Source organism: Streptomyces sp. NPDC058470 (assembly GCF_042721055.1).
Taxonomy (GTDB): Bacteria; Actinomycetota; Actinomycetes; order Streptomycetales; family Streptomycetaceae; genus Streptomyces.
Genome location: NZ_JBHXMF010000002.1, coordinates 211,563 through 236,691 on the forward strand (window position 1 = coordinate 211,563; position 25,129 = coordinate 236,691).

Annotated in this window: 23 protein-coding genes and 1 pseudogene; 9 read left to right on the top strand and 15 right to left on the bottom strand. The window is 69.6% G+C overall.

Going from position 1 to position 25,129, the window contains the following annotated elements; genetic code table 11:
- Nucleotides 1–26 precede the first annotated feature (26 nt).
- Nucleotides 27–734, bottom strand: a complete 708-nt coding sequence (locus ACFWP7_RS02320) for a GntR family transcriptional regulator (protein ID WP_384374633.1) — start codon at nt 732–734, stop codon at nt 27–29.
- Nucleotides 735–1,077: 343 nt separating this feature from the next.
- Between ACFWP7_RS02320 and ACFWP7_RS02325 the strand changes: the two genes are divergently transcribed.
- Nucleotides 1,078–2,505, top strand: a complete 1,428-nt coding sequence (locus tag ACFWP7_RS02325; protein ID WP_384374636.1) for a CitMHS family transporter — start codon at nt 1,078–1,080, stop codon at nt 2,503–2,505.
- Between the two features lie 124 nt (nt 2,506–2,629).
- Here ACFWP7_RS02325 and ACFWP7_RS02330 read toward each other — a convergent pair whose 3' ends face one another.
- Nucleotides 2,630–3,916, bottom strand: a complete 1,287-nt coding sequence (locus ACFWP7_RS02330) for an acyltransferase (protein WP_384374639.1) — start codon at nt 3,914–3,916, stop codon at nt 2,630–2,632.
- A gap of 291 nt (nt 3,917–4,207) precedes the next feature.
- Between ACFWP7_RS02330 and ACFWP7_RS02335 the strand changes: the two are divergent.
- Nucleotides 4,208–4,873: pseudogene (locus ACFWP7_RS02335) on the top strand (diaminopimelate decarboxylase family protein); the annotation flags it as partial.
- A gap of 16 nt (nt 4,874–4,889) precedes the next feature.
- On the opposite strand, the gene ACFWP7_RS02340 reads toward ACFWP7_RS02335, so the two are convergent.
- Together ACFWP7_RS02340 and ACFWP7_RS02345 are read right to left on the bottom strand one after the other, a co-directional pair.
- Entirely contained in the window at nt 4,890–6,710 is a 1,821-nt protein-coding gene (locus ACFWP7_RS02340) for an APC family permease (protein WP_384374642.1), read from the bottom strand.
- A gap of 297 nt (nt 6,711–7,007) precedes the next feature.
- Nucleotides 7,008–7,505, bottom strand: a complete 498-nt coding sequence (locus ACFWP7_RS02345) for a MarR family transcriptional regulator (RefSeq protein ID WP_384374645.1) — start codon at nt 7,503–7,505, stop codon at nt 7,008–7,010.
- Between the two features lie 106 nt (nt 7,506–7,611).
- Between ACFWP7_RS02345 and ACFWP7_RS02350 the strand changes: the two genes are divergently transcribed.
- Entirely contained in the window at nt 7,612–7,989 is a 378-nt protein-coding gene (locus tag ACFWP7_RS02350; protein ID WP_384374648.1) for an HGxxPAAW family protein, read from the top strand.
- 40 nt (nt 7,990–8,029) lie between these two features.
- On the opposite strand, the gene ACFWP7_RS02355 is transcribed toward ACFWP7_RS02350, so the two are convergent.
- Entirely contained in the window at nt 8,030–8,560 is a 531-nt protein-coding gene (locus ACFWP7_RS02355) for a GNAT family N-acetyltransferase (RefSeq protein ID WP_384374651.1), read from the bottom strand.
- A gap of 297 nt (nt 8,561–8,857) precedes the next feature.
- Between ACFWP7_RS02355 and ACFWP7_RS02360 the strand changes: the two genes are divergently transcribed.
- The 4 genes from ACFWP7_RS02360 (at nt 8,858) to ACFWP7_RS02375 (ending at nt 13,754) form a co-directional block, all read left to right on the top strand.
- Nucleotides 8,858–9,649: a response regulator transcription factor gene (locus ACFWP7_RS02360; RefSeq protein WP_384374654.1), complete on the top strand. Its 792-nt coding sequence runs from the start codon at nt 8,858–8,860 to the stop codon at nt 9,647–9,649.
- Between the two features lie 8 nt (nt 9,650–9,657).
- Nucleotides 9,658–11,223, top strand: coding sequence for a sensor histidine kinase (locus ACFWP7_RS02365; protein WP_384374657.1), 1,566 nt, complete (start codon nt 9,658–9,660; stop codon nt 11,221–11,223).
- A 74-nt stretch (nt 11,224–11,297) separates the two neighbouring features.
- Nucleotides 11,298–12,620: an acyltransferase family protein gene (locus tag ACFWP7_RS02370; RefSeq protein ID WP_384374660.1), complete on the top strand. Its 1,323-nt coding sequence runs from the start codon at nt 11,298–11,300 to the stop codon at nt 12,618–12,620.
- A 51-nt stretch (nt 12,621–12,671) separates the two neighbouring features.
- Nucleotides 12,672–13,754 (top strand): protein kinase family protein, encoded by a 1,083-nt coding sequence (locus tag ACFWP7_RS02375; protein ID WP_384374663.1) that lies wholly within the window; start codon nt 12,672–12,674, stop codon nt 13,752–13,754.
- Between the two features lie 67 nt (nt 13,755–13,821).
- On the opposite strand, the gene ACFWP7_RS02380 is transcribed toward ACFWP7_RS02375, so the two are convergent.
- From ACFWP7_RS02380 to kdpF, 5 genes are all read right to left on the bottom strand, one after another.
- On the bottom strand, nt 13,822–14,505 hold the full coding sequence (locus tag ACFWP7_RS02380; protein ID WP_384374840.1) for a response regulator: 684 nt from the start codon (nt 14,503–14,505) through the stop codon (nt 13,822–13,824).
- Nucleotides 14,506–14,623: 118 nt separating this feature from the next.
- Nucleotides 14,624–15,334 (bottom strand): potassium-transporting ATPase subunit C, encoded by a 711-nt coding sequence (locus ACFWP7_RS02385; RefSeq protein ID WP_384374666.1) that lies wholly within the window; start codon nt 15,332–15,334, stop codon nt 14,624–14,626.
- Between the two features lie 7 nt (nt 15,335–15,341).
- Complete coding sequence (gene kdpB / locus ACFWP7_RS02390) at nt 15,342–17,438, bottom strand: potassium-transporting ATPase subunit KdpB (RefSeq protein WP_384374669.1); 2,097 nt, start codon at nt 17,436–17,438, stop codon at nt 15,342–15,344.
- A gap of 62 nt (nt 17,439–17,500) precedes the next feature.
- Nucleotides 17,501–19,201, bottom strand: a complete 1,701-nt coding sequence (gene kdpA / locus ACFWP7_RS02395) for a potassium-transporting ATPase subunit KdpA (protein WP_384374673.1) — start codon at nt 19,199–19,201, stop codon at nt 17,501–17,503.
- Between the two features lie 8 nt (nt 19,202–19,209).
- Entirely contained in the window at nt 19,210–19,299 is a 90-nt protein-coding gene (gene kdpF, locus ACFWP7_RS02400; RefSeq protein WP_266456782.1) for a K(+)-transporting ATPase subunit F, read from the bottom strand.
- A 611-nt stretch (nt 19,300–19,910) separates the two neighbouring features.
- On the opposite strand from kdpF, the gene ACFWP7_RS02405 reads away from it, so the two are divergent.
- Together ACFWP7_RS02405 and ACFWP7_RS02410 are read left to right on the top strand one after the other, a co-directional pair.
- Nucleotides 19,911–20,474: a hypothetical protein gene (locus ACFWP7_RS02405; protein WP_384374676.1), complete on the top strand. Its 564-nt coding sequence runs from the start codon at nt 19,911–19,913 to the stop codon at nt 20,472–20,474.
- 45 nt (nt 20,475–20,519) lie between these two features.
- Nucleotides 20,520–21,011 (top strand): peptidylprolyl isomerase, encoded by a 492-nt coding sequence (locus ACFWP7_RS02410; protein WP_384374679.1) that lies wholly within the window; start codon nt 20,520–20,522, stop codon nt 21,009–21,011.
- Nucleotides 21,012–21,245: 234 nt separating this feature from the next.
- On the opposite strand, the gene ACFWP7_RS02415 is transcribed toward ACFWP7_RS02410, so the two are convergent.
- From ACFWP7_RS02415 to ACFWP7_RS02435, 5 genes are all read right to left on the bottom strand, one after another.
- Nucleotides 21,246–21,824: a Uma2 family endonuclease gene (locus ACFWP7_RS02415; protein ID WP_384374682.1), complete on the bottom strand. Its 579-nt coding sequence runs from the start codon at nt 21,822–21,824 to the stop codon at nt 21,246–21,248.
- 59 nt (nt 21,825–21,883) lie between these two features.
- Nucleotides 21,884–22,735: a hypothetical protein gene (locus ACFWP7_RS02420; protein ID WP_384374684.1), complete on the bottom strand. Its 852-nt coding sequence runs from the start codon at nt 22,733–22,735 to the stop codon at nt 21,884–21,886.
- A gap of 244 nt (nt 22,736–22,979) precedes the next feature.
- Nucleotides 22,980–23,171 (bottom strand): DUF397 domain-containing protein, encoded by a 192-nt coding sequence (locus tag ACFWP7_RS02425; RefSeq protein ID WP_384374687.1) that lies wholly within the window; start codon nt 23,169–23,171, stop codon nt 22,980–22,982.
- 76 nt (nt 23,172–23,247) lie between these two features.
- Nucleotides 23,248–23,817, bottom strand: a complete 570-nt coding sequence (locus ACFWP7_RS02430; protein ID WP_384374690.1) for a GNAT family N-acetyltransferase — start codon at nt 23,815–23,817, stop codon at nt 23,248–23,250.
- Nucleotides 23,814–25,127: a hypothetical protein gene (locus ACFWP7_RS02435; protein WP_384374693.1), complete on the bottom strand. Its 1,314-nt coding sequence runs from the start codon at nt 25,125–25,127 to the stop codon at nt 23,814–23,816. The genes ACFWP7_RS02430 and ACFWP7_RS02435 overlap by 4 nt, the downstream gene beginning before the upstream one ends.
- Nucleotides 25,128–25,129 lie beyond the last annotated feature (2 nt).

The window sequence follows — 25,129 nt, forward strand, 5'->3', positions numbered from 1 at the left end:
ACTGCCGGGACTGCTGAATGTGTCGATCACAGGTTCGAGGAGCTGCCGGGAGGGATCGAGGCGCCCATGAGGGCGGAGCCGGCGACCTCGGAGACGAGTGCGGTCAGGATGTTGTCCAGACTGTTGTGGATGTGCACCGCCACGGCCTGGACCGCCAGGGTCTCGTCGCGGTCCCGGATCGCCGCGCAGATCGCCAGATGTTCGCCCGCGGCCTGCAGCATCCGTGCGGGACTGCGCCGTGCCAGCCGGCGGAGCCGCACCAGGTGGCCGCGTACGTCGTGCAGTGCGTCCCGCATATACGTGTTGCCCGTGGCCTGCTCGACCGCGGCGTCGAACTCCTGGATGAGCAGGTAGTAGGCCGCGAAGTCGTCATCGGGCCGGGAGCGGGCCTCCATGTCGGCCCGCGCCGCCCGCAGTCGTGTCAGGAGGTCGCCGAACACCACCGGATCGCCGTTGCGGGCGGCCAGCCTGGCGGCGTAGGTCTCCAGGGCCTCGCGCATCTGGAACAACTGCGCCACACCGTCGACGGTGACCTCGGTGACCATGACACCGCGGCCCGGCAGCGTCCGCACCAGACCCTCACGGGCCAGCCGGGCCAGTGCCTCACGGCTGGGCGTGCGTGACGCGCCGACGCGTTCGGCTACATCGGTCTCCGTCAGTACGGTGCCCGGGGCGAGCCGCCAGTCGAGGATCTCCTCCCGAACCAGTTCGTACACCCGTGTGCTCTGCCGCATGGTCCCGAATCACGCCCCTGTTCCTGCCGATGACTTGCCGTAGAACCGAACCGGCTCCACATCATCGTATACACAGCCATGCCTTCTGGGTATACGCACACCCATCAACATCTCACTGAAGCCGCGAACCACAAGAGGCATTTATTGCCAAGTTGGGCGGTTACGTGCCGTTGGTTGACCCACCCTTCGCACCAGGACGTGTCAAAGAAGCTACGTCCTCCCTCTTGCGGGGGGCACCTCGGACGACTGTATGGTGCGCGGCACATAACCGATGTATCCACGGCTGTATCCACTAACGGATACACACACCCCGTTTCAGGGTGTGCAGGACAGGAGACCAACGATGCTCTTCGCCCTTGGGCTGCTCATGATCGCGACGTTCATGTTCCTGATCATGAGTAAGCGGCTCACCCCCGTACCCGCGCTGATCCTGGTGCCCACGGCCTTCGGGCTGCTCGCCGGCGCCGGCATGGGACTCGGCGACATGATCATGAAGGCCATCGGGAACCTGGCGCCCACGGCCGCGCTGCTGATGTTCGCCATCATCTACTTCGGCATCATGATCGACGTCGGCCTCTTCGACCCGCTGATCAGGTGGATCCTGCGCAGGGTCGGCAACGACCCCGCCAAGGTGGTCCTGGGCACGGCCGTCCTGGCCGGTGCCGTCTCCCTCGACGGCGACGGTTCGACCACCTTCATCGTCACGACCGCGGCCCTGCTCCCCGTCTACCTCCGGCTGGGCCTGAGTCCCGTGATCCTCACCTGCGTCGCGGCCCTGGCCAACGGCGCGCTCAACGTCGTTCCCTGGGGCGGGCCCACGGTCCGTGCCGCCAGCGCCCTCCATCTGGACCCGACCGACATCTTCGTGCCCATGATCCCCGCGATGATCGCCGGACTGGCAGCCGTCCTCACTCTCGCCTGGATGCTCGGCCTGCGTGAACGCCGACGACTGCACACCCTGGACCTCGCCCTGGTCCCCGCGGGCCTCACCTCGGTCTCCGCGGGGCCGGGCGCGATCCCCGCAGGACCGGGCGCGATCCCCCGGGGAGACGGATCCGGCACGGATCAGGCCTCCAAGTCCGAACCAGAGTCCGAACCAGAGTCCGTACCCGACCTCGCCCACACCGCACTCGACCCCGACCGCGCCACCCTGCGGCCCCGCCTGGTCTGGTTCAACCTCGCCCTCACCGCAACCATCATGGGCCTGCTCACCGCCGACATCGTCCCGGCCGCGGCCCTGTTCATCATCGGCTGCGCCATCGCCCTCGTGGTGAACTTCCGCAAGACCGAGGACCAGGTGCGGCAGATCGGCGCGCACGCCTCCAGCGTCGTCGCGGTGACCGCCATGGTGATGGCGGCCGGGGTCCTCACCGGCGTCCTCGACGGGACCGGAATGGTCGACGCGATATCGAAGGGCCTCGTGGAGATCATCCCCGCCAGCATGGGTCCGCACCTGCCCGTGATCACCGGACTGCTCAGCATGCCCATGACCTTCTTCATGAGCAACGACGCCTTCTACTTCGGCGTCCTGCCCGTCCTCACGGAGACCGCCGGTACCTACGGTGTCCCCGCCGTGGACATGGCACGCGCCTCAGTCATCGGGCAGCCCGTCCACCTGCAGAGCCCCCTGGTTCCGGCGCTGCTCCTGCTCGTCTCCCTCAGCAAGGTCAACCTGGGCGACCACCACAGGATTGCCCTCTGGCGCGCCGTCGTCGTCTCGCTGGTCATGCTCACCGTGGCCATCGTGACCACAGCCGTCCCCCTCGGCTGACACGACCACGTGCCGCATGCCACCGCTGAACCTGGCCCAGAGATCTCACTGACCTCGTCGTTCACCGCCGAGTCGGTCTGCGACTGCCCCTCGACACACGGGAGTTGACCGACGGCGTCCAGAACTAGGGCCTGGCCTGCGCTCTGCTCGGACGCATCCCGAACAGAAAACGGGTCAATCTCGTCCGGCGTACGAGGAGTTCGTACGCGGCCAGGGTCAGGAACAGTGAAGCGGCCACGATCAGGACGTACCTGACCGGGATCGGGGCGTGCAGGCCGACCACCGCGTACGCGACCGCCACGACGATCGGCTGGTGCAGGACGTACAACGGCAGTGCGCCGACGGCCAGATAGCCGAACAGGCGACGGCGACCACCGACCGATGCCGCGGTCGGCGGCCGGCCGCGGCGGTCCAGCAGCCCCACGATGCCCACGATCCAGCACCAGCCGGCCGCCCCGTACAGCGCGCGCGAGACCGTCGCGAGGGCGGTCGGGTCCGTGAAGGCGTCGTCCGCCGTCATGAAGCCGGGCGCGCAGGCGGCGAAGAGGAGGGGGCCGAGGACGGCCGCCACCGCCGCGTCACGGCGCATCGCCCTGCGGAGACGGTCGTCGGTGGCCACGACGAAGCCGTAGAGGAAGAAGAGGAGGTACGCCCACCGGCCCCAGCCTCCGTAGTCCTCCTCCAGGCCGGTCAGCGCGCTCATCACGGCGAGCGGCAGGGCGGGGAGCAACACCACGCCACGCCGCTCGCACGCCCTGGCGAGCGCGTCGCGGAGCCGCTGGGTGCGCGGCACGGGAAACCACCGGGCCAGCGGCACCAGGAACAGCGAGAACGTGAGCAGCAGCACCACGAACCACAGGTGGCCCGTCTCGAAGTACTCGCCCTGCACGACGAACGGGAACGCGGAGAGGTCCAGGTGGACGTCGAAGAAGCGGGGCAGGAAGCGGAGGTAGGACTCGTCGTAGCCGGGGTCGGCGGCCCGCTCGCGCAGCCACTGCGGCAGCGGCAGCAGAGCGGCCGTCGCGAAGAGCAGCGGTACGCCGAGCCGCAGCAGCCGTTCCGTGGCGAAGCCGCCGGGGCCGCGGCGGCGCAGCGAGTGCCAGGAGCCGAGGCCCGCGACGAAGAACAGCATCGGCATCGCCCACACCACACCGAACCCCGCGATGACCAGGATCGCGTCGGTGGTGTCCCGGTTCTTGACGTAGAAGTCGGTGTCCGTGGCGAAGACCAGCGCCGAGTGGAAGAAGACGAGGCCGACGACGACGAGGGTGCGGATCGCGTCCAACTCGGTGCGCCGACCGGACGCGGGCTCCGTGCCCGTTCCCAACGCGGCGCCCGCGACACCTGCGCGCTCCTCCGGCCCCGGCCCCGTACGCCCCGCCGCTCCCGACCCGACTCCCGGCTCCGTCATGCCGCCTCCCCCGTGGCGTCTGGCATGTCGCACATGGCGGCACCAGTGTCGGACCTCCGGGGCGGCGACGCCAGGAGTAGGCCCGGCCGAACCCCGCTCGGCGGCATCCCCGTAAGCATCGCCTTACGGCTGCCGCCCCAGCCGTCAAGCATGCGTCAGCGGACCGCTCCGTACCCCCTCACCCGGGCATAGCGTCACGGAAGCGTCCGGCCGATACGGGGCAGCGCACCAGCATCCGCATCGCATTCGCATCGGCAGAGCGGCGCGCACGTCGCCACCGTGAAGCCGTACGTCGCCACCGTGAAGCCGTACGTCGCCACCGTGCGCCGCATGGTCGGGCTGCTGGCCCGGATCCGCGACCAGCACGGTGTCACCCTGCCGCAGCTCAACATCGGCGGCGGGCATGCCATCGCCTACCGGCCCGGCGAGGACAGCCTCGACGTCTCCGCCCTGGCCGCCCGCGTCCGCGCCGAGCTGGCGGACGGCTGCGCCCGCGCCCAACTTCCCCTCCCCCGGCTCACCTTGGAGCCCGGCCGGGCACTGGTCGGTCCCGCGGGGGTCGCCGTCTACCGGGTCCTGTCGGTCAAGCGCACAGGGGAGCACACCTTCGTCGCCGTCGACGGCGGCATGAGCGACAACCCGAGACCCGCGCTGTACGGCGTCCGGTACGCACCCCGGCTCATCGACCGCGCGGCGGCCGCGGCGACGCGCCTCGTCACCGTCGTGGGCCGGCACTGCGAGGCGGGCGACATCCTCGCGGAGGAGGTGGCGCTCCCGGGCGACGTACACCCCGGCGACCTGCTCGCCGTACCGGCGGCCGGTGCCTATCACCTGTCCATGGCCTCCGGTGACAACCTCGTCGGCCGGCCCCCGGTCGTCGCCGCGTCCGACGGCATCGCACGCGTCCTCGTACGCCGCGAGTCGCTGGACGAAATGAGCCGCCGGGACATCGGCCTCTGGCAACCCCGTACGGCTAAATGTGCAGCCGGTACGGCACCACGCACACGACGACATCGGTACGAGCTCTCAGCGCGGCCGCGAGCAGCAGCCCGCGCTGGTTCTGCAGGATCTGGTAGCGGCGGTGGAGGGGCTCCACCTCGGGGATGAGGACGGCGATCTGGCGTCCGCCCTCCGCCGCCCGCTGGACGTAGTCGACGATGGGTTCGACCAGGGAGCGCTTGGGGCTGTCGATGATGTCGAGCCGTACGCCGGGATCCCAGCGCTCCCAACTCTCCTTCAGGGCCAGGGCCCTTTCCTGGCTTCCGTGTACGGCGACGGCGACGACCTCCGCGGAACCGAGGGCGCGGGCGGCCGTCAGCGCGTGCTGGGCGAGTCTGCTGACCTCGCCGACCGGCACGATGACGAGGGAGTCGGCGATGGCGCGCACCGGCGGCGGGATCTCGCCGAGGCCCAACTCCCGGCCCACTTCGGCGTAGTAGCGCTGGATGCGGGCGAAGAGCAGCATCAGCAGCGGAATCGCGACGACGACCACCCAGGCGCCCTCGTCGAACTTGCTGGCCAGCAGCACCGCGCAGGCCACGCTCGTCAGCACGGCGCCGAACCCGTTGAGCACCGCGCGCCGCAGCCAGCCGCGCGGCCGCTCCTTCGCCCAGTGCCGTACGAGCCCGGTCTGGCTGATGGTGAACCCGACGAAGACACCGATCGCGAACAGCGGGAGCAGGCGGTGGGTGTCGGCGTCCACGGCCGCCAGCAGCAGCGCGGCGAGCAGGGCGAGGGCCACAACTCCCCAGCGGTACACGGGGCGTTCGGTGCGCAGTGCGAACAGGTGCGCCAGCCGGTGGTCCTTGGCGAGCAGGCTCATCAGCACCGGCAGGCCGCCGAAACTGGTGTTGGCGGCGAAGAGGAGGACCGTCGTGACGATGAGGTTGGTCGCGTAGTACGCCCACCCCGTGCCGTACGAGCCCGCCGTCAGCTGCGCGAGCACGGTGACGCCGTTGCGCGGGACCACATCGTCGCGCTGGATCAGTACGGCAAGACCGATCAGCATCAGCCCGAGCAGTCCGCCGAGCATCAACTCGGTGCGCTGGGCGCGTTTCACGCGCGGCTCACGGAACGCGGGGACTCCGTTGGCGATGGCCTCCACGCCGGTCAGGGCGGAGCAGCCGGAGGAGAACGCCTTCAGGAGCAGCACCACTCCCAACGCCTCGGTGACGTGGACGGGTTCGGTGGTCCCGACGACCGCGGCCGGGTGGTCGCGCAGCAGCCCGAGCACGATGATGCCGAAGATGCTGACGATGAACAGCACGGTGGGCAGCATCAGCACCCGCGCGCTCTCCGCGACGCCCCGCAGGTTCACGGCGGTGAGCAGGGCAAGGCCGACGAGGCAGATCTCCAGCAGATGCGAGCCGAGCGAGGGGAACGCGGACGCGAGACTGGCCGCGCCCGCCGCCAGACTGACCGCCACGGTCAGCACGTAGTCCACGACGAGACTGGCCGCCGCGAGCAGACTGATCCGGGGCCCGAGATCCTTCTTGGCCACGGCATACGCGCCACCACCGTCCGGATGCACGGCGATCACCTGCCCGTACGACACCACGAGCACCGCCAGCAGCGCGGCGATGACCAGCGTCACCGGGAGCGTCGCGGTCAGCGCCCCGGTGCCGGCGGCGATCAGCACCAGCACGATCGCCTCGGGGCCGTACGCCACCGAACTCAACGCGTCCAGCGACAGCGCGGCGAGCCCTTCGAGGCTGGTCAGATGGTGTTTGTCACCCTCCCCGTGACGCAGGGGAACTCTCGGCTTCAGTTCGCGGCGGGCCAGTCCGTACGCCATGGGGGACCTCGCGGGGCAGGGGGCGGGGGCGGGGTCAGTGTGACCGGCCCGCGGTACCGGGAGGGGTCAAGGACGCGCCAAGGCGGTACGGGCTTGAGCAAAGACTGGCCGACACGGCCGAGGCCACACGCACGCGCAAGCATTCGGGCCCCGGCTCGCGCACGGGCGCGGCGGAGCATGGGTCACGCCTCGGCTCGCATACCCGCGCCTGAGAGATCGAGCCTCGCCTCGCACACAGCCGCCCGAGCGGTCAGGCCCCGGCCCCACACCGCCACGGCCCAGCCCAGCCCAGCCCAGTCACTCCCCGCCCCGCGCACCTCCCCGGCGGATCTCCTCCAGCGAGTCCTGCATCGCGGTCGTCGCGCGGGCGAACCACTCCGCGAGTACGGCGACCTCGTCCGCGCTGTAGTCGGCGAACAGAGCGCAGACGCGCTCATAGAAGGGGCCGTAGACCTCAAGAACCCGCGCCTGGGCGGTGTCTCCCATCACCACGCGCACTCGGCGACGGTCTCCGGGGTCGGCCTGCCGATGGACGTAACCGGCCTTCTCCAGCCGGTTGATCACGCCGGTCACCGCCCCGGTGGTGAGGCGAGCCCGGTCGGCGAGATCACCCGCGGCGAGCGGCTCACCAGCAAGGGCGGCCTCGATGACGAAGCCGAGGCAGGTGAGGTCGGTGGCGTTGAGCCCGAGCCGTCCGGCGATTTCCTGCTGACCGAAGTGTGCGAGCGCGATCATCCGGTCCATCGCGTACAGCGCCTGATCGTGCGTGGCCTCGGGGCGCGCCTTGCCTTCCACTCGAAAATCCCCTTAGGATCTAAGTTACTTAGTTCGTAAGATACTTTGCGATGCCGCACATCCGTACACATCAGCCGATGAACCATCGCACCCCCGAGGGGGCACCATGAGTGCACATGGCGACCATGACATGGGCCACACAGTCGCCGGCTGGACCGGCACCGCCCTGGCCACCGTGGGAAGCACGATCCTGGGCGTGGCCCTGGCCACCGGATCACCGGTCGGACTGTGGTCGGGCGGAGCCGTCCTCATTCTCGCCGCGCTCACCACCTGGCTGCTGCACCTGGCGGGATGGGGCAAGGCCGGCAGACCACGTCCGGTCGGTCATCATTGGCGCACCCGCGACACCTCTGCCCGGCAGGGCCACCCCGGCTGCCTCGGCTGCCGATTGGCCGGCCGCGGGGCGGGCGGCACGGCGGCGGCTACGTCTACGTCTACGTCTACGGCCCAAGTCGAGGCGACGCCCGCGAAGCAGACGGCCTGACTCCTACGCCGCCTCGACCTTGCCGGCCACGGACGTCGGATCAGGCACGGACCGTGATCCAGAAGCGGTCCTCGCCCTCCACCTGACCGTCGGGGACACCACCGTTGGCCTGGATGACCCGGCGTGACGGAGCGTTGTCGACGCCGCAGGTCAGCAGGACGCGGCTGAGGCCGAGACCTCGGCACTCGGCAAGCCCCGCGGCGAGCATCCGCGTGGCGTGACCCTGTCGGCGCCAGGGTCGGACGACGTGGTAGCCGATATGGCCGCCGACTTCCGCCAGTTCGGGGGTCAGGCTGTGCCGGACGACGAGCGAGCCGAGGTAGTGCTCCCCGGAGACGTACCAGAAGAGGGTGGAAGGCACCCCCCAACGGGCCTGCACACCGCGGCGCTGCGCGGCGAAGGCGTCGAAGTCGTCGCCCGCCGGGCCGAGCCACTCCGGGCTGCGGCCTTCCGCCACGCAGTCGGCGCGCTCACCGGCCAGATAGGAGTCCCGCACCGTCGCGGTCGGCGGGACGAGGCTCGGCGGTTCCTTGAGAGTCCTCGGATCAGCGGTGGGATCAGCAGTGGTCATGCGGTTCAGTCTTCACGCAACGCGGCTGACGGGCGAAGAGTTTTCCTCGTACGCCGCCCAGGGTCCTGTCCACACGGACCTCTCAGCAGTCGTCCCGGGGTCTCCCACATGGCTTGCCTAACGTACGAGGCACCAAGTGGAGTCACGTCTCGTTCAGAGCGGGGTCTCAGTCAGACACGAGGTGGCCTCGGACTCCCTCAGTGGAGGAGTCCGGGGTCTTTTCATCATGGGCACCTCTCAGCCAACCCCCAGCTTTCGCCAAGCCCACGCCCATAAAGAGCGGGGAGAGTCGACGCCATGTCCGAGCACCCCGAGCCCCACGCCCCCCACAGGCTCCTCGTCGTCGAGGACGAGCCGAGCATCCGCGCCCTGCTGGAGTCCACGCTGCGACTCAGCGGCTACGCGGTGAGCAGTGCGGAGTCCGGCGGTGCCGCGCTGCTTGAGATCGAGAGGTTCGGCCCCGATCTGGTGCTGCTCGACGTGATGCTGCCGGACCTGGACGGCTTCGAGGTGACCCGCGCGATGCGGGCGGGCGGCAAGAAGACCCCCGTACTCTTCCTGACCGCGCGCACCGACCTGTCCGACCGCATCGACGGACTGCGGGCCGGCGGCGACGACTACGTCACCAAGCCCTTCAGCCTCGAAGAGGTGCTGCTGCGGATCCAGGCGATCCTGCGCCGCACCGGCGGCGAGGAAACACCCTCCGACGAGGCGGCCGAGGACGACGAGAGCATCCTGCTCTTCGCCGACCTGCGGCTCGACGAGCGGGCGTACGAGGTGCACCGCGCGGAGCGCTACGTGCCGCTGTCGCCCACCGAGTTCCATCTGCTCCGCTACCTGATGGAGAACGCCAACCGGGTACTGACCAGGGCGCAGATCGTGCAACGCGTGTGGGGGTACGACTTCGCCGGTGACGTGCGCATCGTCGAGACGTACGTGAAGTACCTGCGCAAGAAGATCGACTGCGTCGAGCCGCCGCTGATCCACACGGTGCGCGGCATCGGCTACTCGCTGCGGCTGCCGCGCGACCACGAGCGCGACCAGGCCACCCCGCAGGCCGGCGAGCGCGCCGAGGCCGCCGAACGGTGAAACGGCCCGTGTCTCTGCGAGGCCGGCTCGTCCTCGGTCTCGCCGTCGTCGCCACCACCGCGGTACTGGCCGCGGAGGTCGCCGGCTTCGTCGTTCTGCGGGCCTGGCTGATGGACGGACTCGACGATCAGCTCGCGCACTTCACCATGCCCAGGAAGGCGTACCAGGACGCGGCGAGCGAGGAGGGGTTCCCCAGCAGGTTCACCACCGCCCCCGGGCTACTGCCCTCCGACTTCCGCGTCTACTTCTACGGCTCCGACGGCCAGCTCCTGAGCGCCTCGCTCGGCGACAGCGACCAGGCCACCAGACCCGAACTGGCGTCCACCGTCGACGACCTCGGCCTGACCGTGGGCCGTCCCGCCACGGTGTCCGCCACCTCGGGCGGCACCCGCTGGCGGATCGTCCTGCGCAAGGGCACCGACGGCGTGCGGGCAGTCGTCGCGCTGCCCCTCGCCACCATCGACGGCGCCACCTCCAAGATCCTCTACCTGGACGGCACGGTGCTCGCCCTCACGGTCACCGGCGTCGTGCTCTTCGGCCGCTGGGTCGTACGCCTCGGGCTGCTCCCCCTCACCCGCATGGAACGCACCGCCCAGGGCATCACCGACGGCGACCTCGACCTGCGGCTGCCGGACACCGAAGCGCGCACCGAGACCGGGCGGCTCGGGCGGGTCCTCAACACCATGCTCGAACGGCTCCAGGGCGCCCTGCGCGAGCGCGAGACCTCCGAGGCCCGGCTGCGCCGCTTCGTCGCCGACGCCGGCCACGAACTGCGTACGCCGCTCACCGCGATCCAGGGCTTCGCCGAACTGGCGCTGCGCCACGAGCAGCAGTCCACCGCGGGCCGCCGCGAGGCGAACCGGCTCATCGCCCAGAACGCCGAACGCATGGGCCTCCTCGTCGACGACCTCCAGCTCCTCGCGAAACTCGACCACGAGCCGTCGTACGGCTGTGAACCCGTCGACCTGCTGTCCCTGGCCGCCGACGCCGTGAGCGCGGCCGCGCTGGGTGACTCCGGCCGCCGGATCGACCTGGAACCGCTGCGCACGCCGAAAGAGGCGGAGCACTCCGAGGCAGCGGAGAACTCGGAGGACGCTGAGGACGCGGAAGACGCGGAGGAACTGGAGCTGGTGGAGGCCATCGGCGACCCGCACCGGCTGCGGCAGGTCGTCGAGAACCTGCTGTCCAACGCGCGCACCCACACTGCGCCGGGCACCCCCATCCACGTACGCGTCGGCACCGCCCGGGTAGCCCCGGAAACCGGCGGCGCGGACCGTCCCGGTCGCACCAGCGCCTCCCCGGCCCTCGCCCACGGCACCGCGGTCGGCGTCCTGGAGATCGCCGACACCGGTCCGGGCCTGGCCCCCGAAGAAGCCCAGCGCGTCTTCGAACGCTTCTACCGCGTGGACCGCTCCCGGTCCCGCTCCCACGCCCACGACCAGGGAGGAAGCGGCCTCGGACTCGCCATCGCCGCGGCCATCGCGCAGGGGCACGGGGGCCGTCTGGAGCTGGACACCGCGCCCGGTGAGGGCTGCACGTTCCGGCTGGTGCTACCGGGGTCGGGACGCGCTTGAGGGTTTTCCATCGTGATTGCAGGGCAGACGCAGCTATTCCAAGACCGGGCGGCAGGTGACGAGCGATCCTTTTCATGACGAGTACCACGACGAGTACAGCGAGTACCACGAGTTCAACGGGTACGGCGAGTGCGGCGAATCCTGCGGGCGCCGGGACCACCGCGGGCCGGGGCTTCCCCTCCGCGGTGCAGCGGGCCGGCCGGGTGAACGGACTTGACGGGCTGCGCACCCTCGCCGTGGCGATGGTGCTCGTCTATCACGTGCGACCCGACATTCTGCCGGGCGGCTCGGTCGGGGTCGACGTCTTCTTCACCATCAGCGGCTTCGTGATCACCCGCCTGCTGCTCGCCGAGTACGCCCGTACCGGGACCGTCGGCATGTCCGCGTTCTACCGGCGGCGCTGGCGGCGGCTGGTGCCGGCGCTGTTCGCCCTGTGCGCGGTGTGTGCGGTGCTGGCGCTCACCACGTCGTTGCGGGGCTTCGACGGCTCGCTCCTGGCCATCGGACTGGCGGCGACGTTCGTGGTGAACATCGTGCGGGCGGTGCAGCCCGGTGTGTACTCCGACATAACCGGGCCCCTGGCGCACACCTGGTCGCTGGGGGTGGAGGAGCAGTTCTACCTGGTCTGGCCGCCCGTGATGATCCTGCTGCTGAAACGACTGCGGGCCCGCACGGTGCTGATCGTCACGGCGGTGCTCTGCACCCTGCCGGTGGTGTGGCGGCTCTCCCTGTGGGCCCCGGACGCGGCGCACCGCATCTACAACGGCACGGACACCCGCGCCGACCAGCTGCTCGCCGGAGCCCTGGTGGCCGTGGTGCTGGCCCGGCTGCCCGCGGGCGACCCCCGGCTGGAGCGCCTGCGCGTCTGGGCGGGACGGCTGGCCTGGCCCGCCCTGGCGGCGTTGGCCCTGACCGCCTGGCAGGTGCCGATCACCGGCGGCGCGGGCTGGTGGACGCCGGCCTGGTACACCGTCGGTTTCCTGGCGGTGGCGGTGGCGTCGGCCATCCTGGTCGCGGGACTCGAACTGCGCCCCGACGGAACGCTGTCCAGACTCCTGTCCCTGACCCCACTCGCCTGGACGGGCCGCAACCTCAGCTACGGCATGTACCTCTGGCACTACCCCATCGCCCGCCTCCTGGGCCTCCTCGGCGTGGGCACCTGGCAACTCCCCGCCACCGCCGTCCTGACCATTCTGATGGCCCTGCTGTCGTACTACGCCGTCGAGCGCCCCTTCCTTCGCCGCGGCCAGAAGAAGACGGCTGTCGCTGCCCCTGCCGCCGCCGAGCCGACCGCTGCGACTTCTCCTACCCCTGCGACTTCTCCCACAGCTGCGACCGCCGCGGCTTCTCCGGCTTCTCCGACCGCCGCCGCTTCTCCGGCTTCTCCGGCCGGGTAACTCCTGACATGATCAACGGCAGTTCGTCCTGACGACAGGCTGGAGCCGCCGATGCATGCGACCGAGTCGGGGCATGCCCGGCGAGTGGCCGCCTACGCGGCAGTGGGAACACGGCTGTCCCTGCTCAGCGACCGTCGGCTCGGGGACGCGGTGGCCTCCGCACAGAGTCTCGGTTCCGGTATCGGTGGCAGGTCGGCCGAGATGGAGGTCGAAGGAACACGCGTCTTCGTCAAGCGGGTGCCGCTGACGGACCTCGAGTTGCAGCCGGAGCACGTGCGGTCGACGGCGAACCTGTTCGAGCTTCCCCTCTTTTACCAGTACGGGGTGGGGTCGGCCGGGTTCGGTGCCTGGCGTGAGCTGGCCGCACACATCATGACCACGGGCTGGGTACTCAAGGACGAGTACGCCGGTTTCCCGCTCCTCTACCACTGGCGGGTTCTGCCGGACAGTCCCCCTGCCGGCTTCGCCGACTTCTTGGGGGGCGTTGAGGGGGCCGTCGCGCACTGGGACGGTTCGCCGGCCGTACGCCGCCGGCTGGAGGCCATCGGAAAGTCCTCCTTCAGCCTGGTTCTCTTCCTCCAGCATGTGCCCCGGACGCTCGCCGCGTGGCTCGGCGACACCCGCGATGCCGCCTACCGGGGGCCGGGAGACGAATCGCCCTACCGGTGGGTCGAGGACGCGCTGCTGCGGGGGACGGAGTTCATGAGCACACGCGGACTGGTCCACTTCGACGCGCACTTCGCCAACCTGCTCACCGACGGCCGGCAGGTGTACTTCGCGGACTTCGGGCTCGCGTCGTGCCGCGACTTCGAACTCTCGGCGGAGGAGGGCGCCTTCCTTGCCGACCATCTCGTGTATGACCGCAGCTACGCACCGACCCACCTGCTCCGCCATCACCTGCCCGACGGCGTGCTCGGCACCACCGAACTCCAGACCTTCCTGCGCCAATGGATCGAGGGCCACCGACCCGACGGCGTCCCGCCCGACATCGGCGCGATCCTCGACCGCCACGCCCCACACGCAATCGTGCTCGACGACTTCCACCACCGTCTCCTCACCCGGAGCAAGAGCACGCCATTCCCCGCAGCCGAGGTGCGGCGGGCCCTGGAGGGCGCATCGGCGTCCGGGGAGTGAGAGCCCGTCGCTGCGCTCCGGTCGGCCGATCGACGACGGCCACGCAGAGCCGCGGGTCGGTGCCCTCTCAGCCCTCGAAGCGGTAGCCCATCCCGGGCTCGGTGATCAGGTAGCGGGGGTGTGACGGGTCCGGTTCCAGTTTGCGGCGCAGTTGGGCCACGTAGACCCGCAGGTAGTTGGTCCTGTTGGTGTGTGAGGTGCCCCAGACCTCCTGGAGGAGTTGGCGCTGTGTGACGAGCCGGCCCGGGTTGGAGACCAGGATCTCCAGCAGGTGCCACTCGGTCGGGGTGAGGCGAACGTCGTGGCCCGCGCGGCCGGCCCTCTTGGCGATCAGGTCCACGGTGAACTCGTCCGTGGTGACGAGGGCCGTCCCGGGGACGAGCGGCACGGAGTCGGTGCGGCGGACGGCGGCGCGCAGCCGGGCCAGGAGTTCGTTCATGCTGAACGGTTTGGTGATGTAGTCGTCGGCGCCCGCGTCCAGCGCCGCGACCTTCTCGTCGGAGGCCCGGCGCGCGGACAGCACCAGGATCGGTACGCGGGTCCAGCCGCGCAGGGCCTTGATGACGTCCGTGCCGTCCATGTCGGGCAGCCCCAGGTCCAGTACGACCACGTCGGGCCGGCGCGCGGCGGCGAGCCGGAGCGCCGTCGCGCCGTCCGGGGCCGCGTCGACCCCGTACCCGCGTGCCTGCATGTTGATCACGAGCGCCCGTACGAGCTGTGGGTCGTCCTCCACCACCAGCACGCGGGTCATCGGTGTGTGCCTCTCAAGTCGTACGTCGGGGCAGGAGTGCCGGATGTGGTGCGGGAGTTGGCGGATCCGGAGAGTTTCCCCGAGCGTCAACTCCCGCGTCGTGCGTCACTTGAGCCCATCAGTTCTTGGCCACAAGTTCCTTGAGCGCGATGTTCAGTTCGAGGACGTTGACGGTGGGCTCGCCGATGAAGCCGAGCGTGCGACCGTCGGTGTGCTCGTCGACGAGCTTCTGCACCTCGGCGACGGGGAGGTTGTTCTTCTCCGCGACGCGGTGCACCTGGATGTCGGCGTAGTCGGGGGAGATCGCCGGGTCCAGTCCTGAGCCGGAGGACGTCACCGCGTCGGCGGGTACGTCGGAGGCCTTGACCGTGTAGCCGGGCACCGAGTTGTCCTTGATGACCGCGGCCTTGGCCGACTCGACCCAGTAGCAGAGGGTGCTCGCCTCCACCTTGCCGAGCGGCGGGCAGACGCCGTCGACCGCGCCGTTGTCACCGGACCGGTTGGTGGCGCCGGACAGGATCAGGCTGTACTGGGTGTTGACGCTGTTGGTGCCGAGGCCGTTCTGCGGACGACCCTGGAACCACTTGAGGTCGGGCTCCGGGGTCTCGTCATCCTTCACGGGCAGGTTGTAGGCCTGGCCGATCAGCGAGGAGCCGACGACCTGGCCGTTCGACTTGATCTCCGAGCCGTTCGCCTTGTCGTTGAACAGACCCTGGGCGACCCCGGTGATGGCGAGCGGGTAGATGACGCCCGTCACCACCGTGAGGACGAGCAGGGCTCGCAGGCCGGCCCAGAGCAACCGGGCAGTGTTCGTAACCGAGTTGTTCATGGCGCGCTCAACCGATTCCGGGGATGAGGGAGATGATCAGATCGATGATCTTGATGCCGACGAAGGGCGCGACGAGCCCGCCGAGTCCGTAGATCCCGAGGTTGCGGCGGAGCATCCGGTCGGCGCTCACCGGCCGGTACTGCACACCCCGCAGGGCGAGCGGCACCAGCGCGATGATGATCAGCGCGTTGAAGATGACCGCGGACAGGATCGCCGAGTCGGGCGAGGACAGGTGCATGATGTTGAGCTTGTCCAGGCCCGGGTAGACCGCCGCGAACAGCGCCGGGATGATCGCGAAGTACTTGGCGACGTCGTTGGCGATGGAGAACGTCGTCAACGCGCCCCGGGTGATCAGGAGTTGCTTGCCGATCTCGACGATCTCGATGAGCTTGGTGGGGTTGGAGTCCAGGTCCACCATGTTCCCGGCCTCCTTGGCGGCCGAGGTACCGGTGTTCATGGCCACGCCCACGTCGGCCTGCGCCAGCGCCGGAGCGTCGTTCGTACCGTCACCGGTCATCGCGACGAGCTTGCCGCCCGCCTGCTCCCGCTTGATGAGCGCCATCTTGTCCTCGGGAGTCGCCTCCGCGAGGAAGCCGTCGACGCCCGCCTCATCGGCGATGGCCTTGGCCGTCAGCGGGTTGTCGCCCGTGATCATGACGGTCTTGATGCCCATGCGGCGCAGCTCGTCGAACCGCTCGCGCATGCCTTCCTTCACGACGTCCTTGAGGTGGATGACACCCAGAACGCGGGCGCCCCGGCCGTCCTCGACCGCGACGAGCAGCGGGGTACCGCCCGCCTCGGAGATCCCGTCGGCCAGCGTGCCGGCGTCCGCGGAGATCTCGCCGCCCTGCTCCCGTACCCAGGCGATGACCGAACCGGCCGCGCCCTTGCGGATCCTGCGCCCGTCGACGTCCACACCCGACATCCGGGTCCGGGCGGTGAAGGCGATCCACTCGGCCCCGGCCAGCTCGCCCTGGTGACGCTCGCGCAGTCCGTACGTCTCCTTCGCCAGTACGACGATGGAGCGGCCCTCGGGTGTCTCGTCGGCCAGCGAGGAGAGCTGGGCGGCGTCGGCGACCTCGGCGTCGGTGGTGCCGGTCACCGGCACGAACTCGGAGGCCTGGCGGTTGCCGAGGGTGATGGTGCCGGTCTTGTCGAGGAGCAGGGTGGAGACGTCACCGGCGGCCTCAACCGCCCTGCCGGACATGGCCAGTACGTTCCGCTGGACCAGGCGGTCCATGCCCGCGATGCCGATCGCGGAGAGCAGCGCGCCGATGGTGGTCGGGATCAGACAGACCAGGAGGGCCACCAGGACGACCATGGTGAGGTGCGTACCCGCGTAGCTCGCGAACGGCGGCAGCGTGGCGACCGCGAGCAGGAAGACGATGGTGAGGGACGCGAGCAGGATGTTCAGCGCGATCTCGTTGGGCGTCTTCTGCCGTGCGGCGCCCTCGACCAGAGCGATCATGCGGTCGATGAAGGTCTCGCCCGGCTTCGTCGTGATCTTGATGACGATGCGGTCGGAGAGCACCTTCGTACCGCCGGTGACGGCGCTGCGGTCGCCGCCGGACTCGCGGATGACGGGGGCCGACTCACCGGTGATGGCCGACTCGTCCACCGAGGCAACCCCCTCGACGACGTCACCGTCGCCGGGAATGATGTCGCCCGCCTCACAGACCACCAGGTCGCCGACGCGCAGCTCGGTGCCGGGCACCTGCTCCTCCACCGAGCCGTCGAGGCGCCGGGCGACCGTGTCGGTCTTGGCCTTGCGCAGGGTGTCGGCCTGCGCCTTGCCTCGACCCTCGGCCACCGCCTCCGCCAGGTTGGCGAAGATCACCGTCAGCCACAACCAGGCGCTGATCGCCCAGCCGAACCAGTCGCTCGGGTCCGTGAAGGAGAAGACGGTCGTCAGCACCGAACCGACGAGGACCACGAACATGACGGGCGTCTTGATCATCACCCGCGGGTCGAGCTTGCGGCACGCGTCGGGCAGTGACCTGAGCAGCTGCTTCGGGTCGAACACCCCGGCGCCGACGCGTCCTTCGTCCTTGTGACCGGTCGGCACATCGCTGTGCGGCGCCCGGGTAGGAGTGGCTGCGGACATCGAGTCCTCATCTTTACGCGATTCCTTACGCGATTCCTTACGCGTTTTCGCTGCCCGGGTGCTCATGACGCCAGCCCTTCGGCCAGCGGGCCCAGCGCCAGGGCCGGGAAGTAGGTCAGACCGGTGATGATCAGGATCGCGCCCACCAGCAGACCGGTGAACAGCGGCTTCTCGGTGCGCAGCGTGCCCGCGGTCGCGGGCACCGGCTTCTGCTCGGCGAGCGAACCGGCCAGGGCCAGCACGAACACCATCGGCAGGAAGCGGCCCAGGAGCATGCAGAGTCCGAGGGTGCTGTTGAACCACTGCGTGTCCGCGTTCAGGCCGGCGTAGGCCGAGCCGTTGTTGTTGGCCGCGGAGGTGTAGGCGTACAGGATCTCGGAGAAGCCGTGCGCCCCGCTGTTGGTCATCGAGTGGGCCGGGGTGGGCAGGGCCATCGCCGCGGCGGCGAAGACGAGCACAAGCGCCGGGGTGATGAGGATGTAGCAGGCGGCGAGCTTGATCTCGCGGGTGCCGATCTTCTTTCCCAGGTACTCGGGCGTACGGCCGACCATCAGACCTGCGATGAACACCGCGATGATCGCCATGATCAGCATGCCGTAGAGGCCGGAGCCGGTACCACCGGGTGCGATCTCGCCGAGCTGCATGCCCAGCATGGTGATGCCGCCGCCGAGGCCGGTGAACGAGGAGTGGAAGGAGTTGACCGCACCCGTCGAGGTCAGCGTGGTCGCCACCGCGAAGATCGAGGAACCGGCGACGCCGAATCGGGTCTCCTTGCCCTCCATCGCACCGCCCGCGATCTGGAACGCCGGGCCGTGGTGGGCGAACTCGGTCCAGAACATGAGGGCCGTGAAGCCGACCCAGATGGTGACCATCGTGGCGAGGATCGCGTAGCCCTGCCGCAGCGAGCCGACCATCCGGCCGAAGGTCCGGGTGAGCGCGAACGGGATCAGCAGGAGCAGGAAGATCTCGAAGAGGTCGGAGAACGGGGAGGGGTTCTCGAAGGGGTGGGCCGAGTTGGCGTTGAAGTAACCGCCGCCGTTGGTGCCCAGCTCCTTGATGGCCTCCTGCGAGGCGACCGCGCCGCCGTTCCACTGCTGCGAGCCGCCCATGAACTGGCCGACCTCGTGGATACCGGCGAAGTTCTGGATGGCGCCGCACGCGACCAGGACGATCGCGGCGATCACCGCGATGGGCAGCAGGATGCGGATGACGCCACGCACCATGTCGGCCCAGAAGTTGCCGAGTTCGCCGGTGCGCATGGGGGTCCCCCCGCTCGAGCGAAGCCGAGAGTGGGGGAGCGCGAAGCCCCGTACGAGCGCCACGGCTACGGCGATGCCGACCGCGGCGGAGACGAAGTTCTGCACCGCCAGGCCGCCGGTCTGCAGGACGTGGCCCATGGCCTGCTCGCCGTAGTACGACTGCCAGTTGGTGTTCGACACGAAGGACGCGGCGGTGTTGAACGCCTGGTCCGGGTCGATGGAGGAGAAGCCGAGCGAGCCGGGCAGGATGCCCTGGATCCGCTGCAGCAGATAGAGGAAGAGGACGCCGACGACCGAGAAGGCGAGGACGCTGCGCAGATACGCGGGCCAGCGCATCTCGGTGTTCGGGTTGGCGCCGATGCCCTTGTAGATCCACTTCTCGACGCGCCAGTGCTTGTCGGAGGAGTAGACCTTGGCCATGTAGTCGCCGAGGGGACGGTAGGCGAGTGCCAGGGCCGCTATGAGCGCGACCATCTGAAGCACGCCGGCGAGGACGGGTCCCATAACAGTGCTCAGAACCTCTCCGGGAAGACGAGGGCAAGAATCAGATAGCCCAGCAGGGCGACGGCCACGATCAGGCCGACGATGTTCTCGGCGGTCACAGCGACACCCCCTGGCGCCCGGTGGCAAGCAGGAGATGGCCCAGCAGGGCGGCGGGCACCACGAAGCCGACACCGCCGATGAATACAGCCTCGGCGGTCACAGCTTCGTCACCCCCTTGGCGACGAGGGCCACCAGCGCGAACACCGCGATCGTGATGACGACGAAGACCACGTCGGCCATCGTGAGCTCCTGGATGAGGTTCGGGATTGAACGGACTAGTAGAGGAAAGCGCCTCTCTGACCGGATTCCGCCACCGTTGACGGGTCCCTTACGGGGCGCGCTACGGCTTTGACGCATCCCTTACGGGGGTGTTTCGGGTGGGGCCCGAGGGACGACTCAGCCCATCGGGTGCGATACGGGACACATACAACGCTATGGGGCGTCCCAGCGCCCGGCGCTCGGGGCGAGCCGAACGAGTGGGAGCCACAGCAGCCAGCCACAGCGCCCAGTCACGGCACGCGCTCACTCCACGCGCTCACTGCCCACGTTCGCTGCCCGCGCTCACCGCAGGCACCCTTGGACGCGCCCGCCCGTCAGAGTCCCGTCAAACCCATCAGAGTCCCGTCAAGGGGTACTGCCCCCGGCCTTCCAGGTCCCTACCGTCGGCCGTATGGAACGCCGCGAACCCCGCAACGACACGCGCGCCGCGGTCGCCGCACCCGCCCCACGCCCCGCCGAGGTGGCGTACGACCGCCGCTGGGCCCAGGACCTGCGCAGCTCGATCCGCTGCTCCGCGGTACTCCTCGCCCTGCTCCTCCTGATCGACGCGGGAGCAGGCACCCTCACACCTCCGCGCGCCGCCCTCTGGGGCGCCCTCGCGCTGCTGCTGTTCCTCGTCCTCCACCCCGCCCGCGCCACCGCCGGCGAGGGCTGGCTGACCTCCCGTGGCCTGCTGCGCACCCGCCGTGTCCGCACCGACCAGCTTGTGTCGGTCCGCTGCCTCGACGGCGTCGCCCAACGCCTTGTCCTGCGCGACACCTCCGGCGCCTCGGTCGAGATCAACCCCCGCGTCCTGGTCGCCAACCCACCGCTCTGGCACCGCCTCGACGAGGACGCCCGCGTCTCCGCCCTACGCGGCTCGCTGACGTGCGGAGCGACTGCGCTGCGGCGCGTGTCGGAGCGGATCGACCGGGAGACTGCGATGACCGTGTTCAAGGTCTCGGGGCTGGACTAGGGGCCGTCGGTAATCAGCCCACATGGGAAATGCCAGACTGATGGCATGACGACAAAGGTTTACTTCGACATCACCATCGGCAACGAGTCCGCGGGGCGGATCGTCTTCGATCTGTACGACGACGTGGTTCCCAAGACCGTGGAGAACTTCCGCGCGCTGGCGACCGGCGAAAAGGGCTTCGGCTTCGCCGGTTCCAAGTTCCACCGGATCATCCCCCAGTTCATGCTCCAGGGCGGTGACTTCACCAGGGGTGACGGCACCGGCGGCAAGAGCATCTACGGCGAGAAGTTCGCCGACGAGAACTTCCAGCTCAAGCACACCAAGCCCGGCCTGCTGTCGATGGCCAACGCGGGACCGAACACCAACGGCTCCCAGTTCTTCATCACCACGATCGTGACGGACTGGCTGGACGGCAAGCACGTGGTCTTCGGCGAGGTCGTCGAGGGCCTCGACCTGGTCAAGAAGATCGAGGGCTACGGCAGCCGCAGCGGCACACCGAGCACCAGCGTCGTGATCGAGAGCAGCGGGGTTCTCTAACCTCTCCGGTCCCGGCCGGCGCTGACCGCCACTTCGTCGTCACCGTGATCCGAATCCGGGAGGCGGAGGAAACGACGAGGCCCCGCCTTCACGCTTGGAAGGCGGGGCACGCCGGACCGGCAGCACCAGCGGCACGATCCTCCCCCTCGGCTTCCACCCCGACCTCGAACTCATCGTGGGAGGAGGGGTGCGGCAGCGGGCCGAGGTGCACCGGCGCCGCCCTGCTCAGGCGGTTCAGTCGGCGAAGTCCTTGAGTTTGTCCGTCTCCAGCGTGATCCCAACCGGATCCGGCAACTCGATCACCGATCCGAACGCCCGGGTGGTGAGAGAGCGGTAGGCGCCACCTTCGGGGTCGGCGTGCACGGTCACGCTGTCCGTGTCCCGGTCGACGAGGAGATAGACCGGGATGCCCGCGGCCGCGTAGCCCTCTGGCTTCTCGATCCGGTCACGCTGGTCCGCGTCCCGGTCGTGGGAGGTGACCTCGACAACCATCAGGACGCCATTGGGCTCGGCCCACTCGCCTTTCCCCACGAAGTACCCCTCAGGCACCAAAGCCCCATCCGGCCTGGCTCGCCCTTTGCGGTACCCCTCGACCTTCAACCCTTGCTCCGGATAGAGCTCCAGCTCTGGCCGCAGCTGCATACAGCGCTTGAGCAGCCACATCACGATCGATCCGTGATTGCCGTCCGGCATGGGCTTGACCCCGATCTTTCCGTTCAGGAACTCCAGCCGCGCCGACTCCGGCGCGTGACGGGCGAGCTCCTCGAACTCCTCGACGAGCATCTGGGGCCGGTCGGATGTCATGGGGGTCATGGCGTCGCCTCCTCCCCTCCATCCTGCCCCGGTTACGGGCGGACCGTGCTGCAAGGTCGTCATGCGCCTGCTCCCTTCTCCGTACGTGCCCTGGTGCGCAGGGCAGCTCTCAGCCGCCCCACATGGGCTTGGACCTGGTCCGGCGGGAGGGCCGGCCGCCCTCCCCAGCAGCCCCCGCACAACCCGCCCGACAGCGCCCTGTCCCCACCCGGCTCTCCGCACGCCGTGCAGACCACCTCGTAACGGGGCGTCCGCGGCTGCGGCTCGGGCGGCGGCAGCTTGGCGAGGAGCCGGGCCCGTACAAAGCCGTAGGCGTGCGCCACCCGCTCCGGGAGCCCCGCCGTCACCGCCTGCACGAGCTGGGCCTCACCCGCGCCCCGCGCGAACCACTCGGCCGCGTGCTCCTCCAGCGCGCCGCACTCCCCCGCCGAGAGCGTGAGCCGCGGATCGATACGGCCGAGTCGGGCCAGTACGCCGTACGCGACCGAGCGGGCCGCCTCCGGCGACGGCGGCTGCGTGACCGGCGCTTCCCCGGCGAGGACGGTGTCCCACCATGCGTCGTTGCGCGCGGTCCGCGAGAAGAAGGTGTGCCATACCCAGCGGGGGCAGCCATCGACGATGACGGGACGGCGTACGCGGCGCAGATGGCCCGCTGCGGAGAGGTTGTTGAGGGCGGTGCCGATGGCGCACTGGCCGTACGGGAGGTGCTTGGCCAGGGTCTTGATGGAGAGGTCCGACTCGTCGTCCAAGCGGTCCAGGTAGCCGGCGATGGACGCCTCACGCACGGGCAGATGTGCGAAGTCCCGGCCGGTACGGGGCTCTTGGTCGGGCGCCGACCTCTTTCCGTACCCCGGATTGGCCATGGGGTGGGCGTGCGGGCGCGGGGCGGCACTAAGCTGGGCGGTAGCCATGGATCGACTTGTCCTCGATCTAGTTGGTCAGACCCCCGCGTGGTGCGACAACACCCACGGGGGTCATTTCTTTCGGCGCACGCTACACGCTCGCCACACTCCGCCGCGACCCGATCACGAAAAGTCATCTTCCCTGGCCCGAGCCGCACTTGGGCCCGCCACGAAGGGGCGCAAGGGGAGGGCGGGTGGGTTGAGCCACCCACCCATTCCTCGCAAAAGAGTCTCGAATCCCGACTCCCGAAGCTCAAGTCCCGACGTGCGCGACGAACTCCGCCCACGCGGAGGCGGGGACGGTCAACTCGGTGCCGTCGCCGATCGGGTTGAGCTTCGAGTCCCGGATGTGGACGGTGCGGGGAAGGAGGGCGACCTCGACGCAGTTGCCGCCCTCAGTGCCGCTGTAACTCGACTTGAACCAGGCGAGTTCGGTGTTCACCACTCGTCAGCCACCTTTCCGATGAACCGTGCCGACTCCTCCGTACTTCGAACCTGTGCAGGCGTTCATTCCCGGCTGCCTACTCCTCCGAGCCTCCGACACGGAGGAGCAGCAGGTCGAACTCGGGACCGTCGGGAGCGTTGCGGTACGGGCCCGCGTACGTGTAGCCGAGCCGGTCGTACAGGCCCCGGCCACCGGTGTTGTCCGGGCGGACCAGCAGCGACGACCATTCCGGGTCGATCGCCTTCAGCAGTGCCTCGTGCAGGCGGGAGCCGATGCCCTGGGACTGCCGAGCCGGGGTGACGGCGAGCTCGCACAGCCCCATGAGGCGTCCCGCCCTGACATGCTCGGGTATCTGCGGGAGGAGGTCGCCATACCAGTACTCGGGCGTACACGGGAAGGCGTATCCGAAGCCGACCATGGAACCGCTCCCGTATGCGGCAACCAAGGTGAAACCCTCGTGCTTGAGGTGACCGAGGACCTGGCGGCGCAGCGCACGGGCAGAGAGGCCGTCAGTGGTGGCGCCCGGGGTGTTCACGAGTTCGGGGTGCGCGTCGGCCCAGAGGTCGGCGATCGTCTCCAGCAGCGGCGGGACCTGGCCGGGGCCGTAGGCGCGGATCACGACGTCTGTGCGGGTGCTTTGGGTCACGCTCGTCCTCCTCCGGTGGTGGTGCGGTACTCCTCGATCCAGTGGGCGACCGCGGGGACACGGTTGTGCCGCTGGAGTGCGCCCGCGACGTTGTGCAGCGATTGCAGCAGCCGGTCAGAGCGCACCTCGGGGAGGAACGCGAGGACCCTTCCCGCCGCCTCGGCGGCGGCTTCAGGCTCCGGACGGTCCCTAACCGCATGTTGGATGGCGACATCGGCCGTGTACAGAGCTCGGTTTCGGGCGAACGCATCGCCGTGCAGCAGGACGGCCTGCTCGGCTCCGGACGCGGCGCGGTCGTGCTGGCCGAGGTCCGCGCGAGCGAGGCATTCCAGCCCCGCAAGTTCGCCGGGCACGTAGAAGCCCAGCCACGCCGGATCGTTGTGGCCAGGGCCTTGGGCATAGAGGCGGTGGGCACGGACGATCGCCCGGTCGGTGGCGCCGGCATCGCCCATCAGCGCCCAACCCCCGGCCTCGCGCATGTGGAACAGGGAGAGCAGCCGTGGGGAACCGAGGGAGCGGGCCGCGTTCTGCGCGCCCTGCGCGGCGGAGATCGCCTCACGCGGACGCCCTGACGCTTTCGCCAACAGGCTCAGGCAGCCGAAGGCGTGAGCCTCAAGCTCCGGGTCGTCCGCGATCCGGGCGGCAGCCAGGGCCTCGCCGTACAGGCTGTGCGCGTCCCCTGCGCGGCCGGAATCGAACGAGAGCCACCCGGCCGCGATCGACAGGGCACCGGTCGCTGAGCGCAGCTTCGCCTCGGTCCTGCTGGTGTACGTACCGGACTGCAGCCACATGTAAGCGGTGTGCAAGGCCTCGGACGCCGCGTTGCGCAGCGGGGCCGATCCATGATCGTGATCGTGCGTGTAGAGCGTACTCACGGCCTTGGTGACGGCCCGCACCTGGGCTGTGCCGATCTTTCCTGCTGCCTGTTCCTCGGCGCCGAACGGGAGTCCTAGAACCACTCCCGCACCGTCGACCAGGAACGCACGGCGCTCCACGTGGTCCTCCCGTTCGTCCGACCCGTTCACCGTAGCCGCCGATGCTGCCGACCGTACCGGGGTCCTATGGCGGAACCCCAGGTCACCCATCGTGCACCCGGTCATCCTGGTGAGAATGCGCTGATAGACCGGCCGAGGGAGTTCGACCTCCCCGTCCTCCCAGGCCGCCACCAGACGCGCGGTGCAGGCGACCGCCTCACCCAACTCCCCTCCCGTCACGACGACAAGCGCGGCGAACTCGCCACGGGACATCTGGAATTGGACCTCATGCACTGCGCGCAGCCGCGGGTTGGGGGTCTTACGGCGGTCAGCCATAC